Origin of the sequence: Streptococcus sp. M334, assembly GCF_000187745.1 — a bacterium.
Classification (GTDB): domain Bacteria; phylum Bacillota; class Bacilli; order Lactobacillales; family Streptococcaceae; genus Streptococcus.
This window is the reverse complement of record NZ_GL732514.1, coordinates 1-563: the sequence shown is the minus strand read 5'-3', so window position 1 is coordinate 563 and position 563 is coordinate 1. Positions and strand designations below refer to the sequence as shown.

The 563-nt window shown below is 50.6% G+C and carries 5 tRNA genes; all 5 read left to right on the top strand.

Going from position 1 to position 563, the window contains the following annotated elements:
• The 5 genes from HMPREF0851_RS15260 to HMPREF0851_RS15240 all read left to right on the top strand — a co-directional run bounded on the left by HMPREF0851_RS15260 (window position 1) and on the right by HMPREF0851_RS15240 (window position 494).
• Window positions 1-72: transfer RNA gene (locus HMPREF0851_RS15260), tRNA-Val, on the top strand.
• Between the two features lie 5 nt (window positions 73-77).
• Window positions 78-148: transfer RNA gene (locus HMPREF0851_RS15255), tRNA-Gly, on the top strand.
• A 34-nt stretch (window positions 149-182) separates the two neighbouring features.
• A tRNA-Ile gene (locus HMPREF0851_RS15250) sits at window positions 183-256 on the top strand.
• Window positions 257-320: 64 nt separating this feature from the next.
• A tRNA-Ser gene (locus tag HMPREF0851_RS15245) sits at window positions 321-410 on the top strand.
• 10 nt (window positions 411-420) lie between these two features.
• Window positions 421-494: transfer RNA gene (locus HMPREF0851_RS15240), tRNA-Met, on the top strand.
• Window positions 495-563 lie beyond the last annotated feature (69 nt).

The following is a 563-nucleotide window of genomic DNA, read 5'->3' as shown; positions in this document are numbered from 1 at the left end:
GGAGTTTAGCTCAGCTGGGAGAGCATCTGCCTTACAAGCAGAGGGTCAGCGGTTCGATCCCGTTAACTCCCATTTTAGCGGGTGTAGTTTAGTGGTAAAACTACAGCCTTCCAAGCTGTTGTCGCGAGTTCGATTCTCGTCACCCGCTTTGAACTTTGTTCAAATTACCAAGTTTTTAACTTGGGCGCGTAGCTCAGGTGGTTAGAGCGCACGCCTGATAAGCGTGAGGTCGGTGGTTCGAGTCCACTCGTGCCCATAGTGTTTAGTCCATTTATCTTTTCATTAAGAGGACACGGGTTTGTTCCCGTATAAACTATTTTGGAGGATTACCCAAGTCCGGCTGAAGGGAACGGTCTTGAAAACCGTCAGGCGTGTAAAAGCGTGCGTGGGTTCGAATCCCACATCCTCCTTTTGTATTAACGCGGGATGGAGCAGCTCGGTAGCTCGTCGGGCTCATAACCCGAAGGTCGTAGGTTCAAATCCTGCTCCCGCAATAAGGCTCGGTAGCTCAGTTGGTAGAGCAATGGATTGAAGCTCCATGTGTCGGCGGTTCGATTCCGTCT